Origin of the sequence: Corallococcus exercitus (assembly GCF_003611585.1) — a bacterium.
Classification (GTDB): domain Bacteria; phylum Myxococcota; class Myxococcia; order Myxococcales; family Myxococcaceae; genus Corallococcus; species Corallococcus exercitus.
In genome coordinates this window covers 1-2,541 of record NZ_RAVW01000711.1, presented here as the reverse complement: position 1 = coordinate 2,541, position 2,541 = coordinate 1, and the positions used below count along the sequence as shown (strand labels likewise).

The window sequence follows — 2,541 nt, the reverse complement described above, 5'->3', positions numbered from 1 at the left end:
CTTCAGGAGCTTCACCATCGCGGGCAGGACGAACCGGTCCCCGCGCCCGAGGAGGAAGCGCGGCCGGAGCAGCGCCGCGTGCAGGCCCGTCCGGACCGCGTGCTCCATGACGACGTCCTCCGCCGCCACGCGGGAGCGGGCCAGCGCGGTGATGGGACGCAGGGGATGCACCTCCTTCACGCCCCGGTGCGGCCCCGGGCCATAGACAGACATGGAGCTGCCGAGCAGGACGCCCCGGCAGTCACCTCGGAGCCGCGACAGGAGCCGCCGCGTGCCGTCCACGTTGGTCCGCTCGAAGCCCGTGTTGTCGGTGTCCCGCTGCTTCATGGCGAGGTGCAGGACGACGTAGGGATACGGGGGAAACAGCGCATCGGGGATGCCGTGCAGGTCTCCTTGCACGACGTGCACGCCTTCTCCCCAGTCACGGCCATCGGGTGAGCGCACCAGCGCGTGCACGGAGTGCGCTCCGCGCTGACGCAGGAACGCCTGCCCCACCATGCCGGTCGCGCCCGTGAGCACGACGCCGAAGCCGCCTACCAGACCCATGGGACCAGCCGCTTGCGGCTCGCCGCGTACTCGGCGTAGCCCGGGAAGGAGCCCAGCAGCAGCCGCTCCTCGTGCCGGATGCGCAGGAGCACGGCCGGAATGAACATCAGCGCGAACACCGCGATGCCCACGACCGCGGGGAACACCAGCAGGTAGCCCACGTGCGCCAGCAGCATGCCGGTGTACGCCGGGTGTCGGAGCTTCCGGTACACGCCTTCCGTGACGAGCAGGCTCGCGTCCGGCAACCGCACCCGGTGCGAATAGGCCTTCCCCAGCGTGCGGATGGCCGTGAGCCGCAAGGAGACCCCGGCGATGAAACAGAACACCCCCGCCGCGCGCGGCACGGGCCCCAGCTCCAGCGTGGGGAACGCGACCGCGAGGAGAATCGTGGCCAGGCGCGCAATCGCATACAGCTCGAGCGTGGCGCTGTCCCGCTCCGCGGTGGGCTTCTGCGTCTCCCGCAGCGTCACCCGGCTCTCCACCAGCATCCACGTCAGGTACAGGCCCAGCATCAGGCCCGCGATGGGCCGGCTGTCCTCCGGCGTGCGCAGGACCTGCCGGATGCCGAGCGGAATCAGCAGCCCCACGCCCGTCACCAGCAGCAGCGTGGGCATCCAACGATGCAGGTTCTTCATGACGCCTCCTTCGCGCTCAGCGCGCCAATGAGCCCGTGGAAGCAGCAGGTGTCCTCCTGCCAGCCCTGCACGGCGATCCACATGCGGCTGCGGCGTCCGACGGTGCGCACCGGCTCCGCCCACTCGGGCAGCCGGAAGCTGACGAAGGTGCGGATGATGACGGGCACGTCGTTGCGCACGAAGCGCCGGAACTCCAGGGACAGGCGCGTCATGATGAGCGACCAGTCCAGTGGCAGCCCCACGCCGTGGATGGTCGCGATGCTCGCCTGCCGCGCCAGCTCCGTGAGGAGCATGCCCTGCACATGCTCGGAGGGATGGTCGAAGACGAACTCCGGGGACTCGGTGAAGCAGTTGAACTGCTGGAGCGCGCCCACCCGGCACGCGTTGGCGAGCAGCACGTTCGCCGGGTCTCGCTTGTGCACCAGCACCGGGTCGATGCGCTCCAGCGGCCTGGCCTGCTCCGCCTCGCTGAAGGACTGACGCCCTTCCGAGACGGAGTTGCGCACGGGGATGCGGGCCAGGAGCTCCGAGACGTTCTCCGGCGGATCCCGCTTCCACGGGCCGCCCACGCGCACGCCCACGGGCGTCGCGTCCGCCCACTCCGCGAGCGCGGGGAACTCGGCGGCGCGCGCGCCCAGGTAGAGGCCGCAGTGCTCCTGGAGCACGGCGGCCAGGAACTCCGCCTCCTCCACGTCCTTCACCGGGATGCGACAGGGGTGCTCGACTTCCGGGAGGAGGGGCTCCGGCACGAGCAGGAACGGGACGGCCTCCGGCGACGCCACCCGCACGCGGCGCTCGGGATGGCCTGAATCGGAATCCATGTCTGCCTTTCTCCAGCTGAGGGGGAAAGGCAGTCTAGGAATCGCGATGTCTCAATACGAGAACCGGGGAAGGCCCGCTTTCACAGACCGAGAAACCAGACCCGGGAGATTTCCGGGGTCTGTTTCATGAACCATCATGACACGTCGCGAAATGCGTCTTGGATTGAGACAGCCGGTGCGGCCGCGGGCTCACTGCCCCTCGGGCGTCACCGGCTCGCAGCGGATCCGCACCTCCGGCTTCGCGCCCCCACCACCCAGGTAGATGGTGCCCGTCGTGGGCCTCCCGTCGGAGTCCTGGCGACCCACCGCCACTCGCATGTGGTGCGTCTGCGTGAGCACACCGCCAGGCATCGACCCCACGGTGGTGGGGCGGGAGGCAGGTGAGAGAAGCCGGCCGCCCCCGTGCGTCTTCGCAGGTGCGGCGGTCGGTGGTGAACACATGCGGCAGGTGGGACACCGGCGGCGGCGCTGGCTGGCGAACAGTCGGGCGGGCCCCGGGTTGTAGCCGGGCGGGTGCGTGATGACGGTGCGCCTCCAGT

At 70.2% G+C, this 2,541-nt stretch carries 4 protein-coding genes; all 4 read right to left on the bottom strand.

From position 1 onward, the window contains the following. Window positions 1-546 (bottom strand): NAD-dependent epimerase/dehydratase family protein (locus D7W79_RS41190; RefSeq protein WP_147442335.1); only part of this gene is annotated, 546 nt, incomplete at its 3' end. Next, entirely contained in the window at window positions 534-1,181 is a 648-nt protein-coding gene (locus D7W79_RS41185) for a methyltransferase family protein (RefSeq protein WP_120530644.1), read from the bottom strand. The genes D7W79_RS41185 and D7W79_RS41190, both read right to left, overlap by 13 nt. Then, complete coding sequence (locus tag D7W79_RS41180; protein ID WP_120530643.1) at window positions 1,178-2,002, bottom strand: AfsA-related hotdog domain-containing protein; 825 nt, start codon at window positions 2,000-2,002, stop codon at window positions 1,178-1,180. The genes D7W79_RS41185 and D7W79_RS41180 overlap by 4 nt, the downstream gene beginning before the upstream one ends. 189 nt (window positions 2,003-2,191) lie before the next feature. Continuing rightward, a partial coding sequence (locus tag D7W79_RS44650; protein WP_208729980.1) for a hypothetical protein occupies window positions 2,192-2,541 on the bottom strand: 350 nt, incomplete at its 5' end.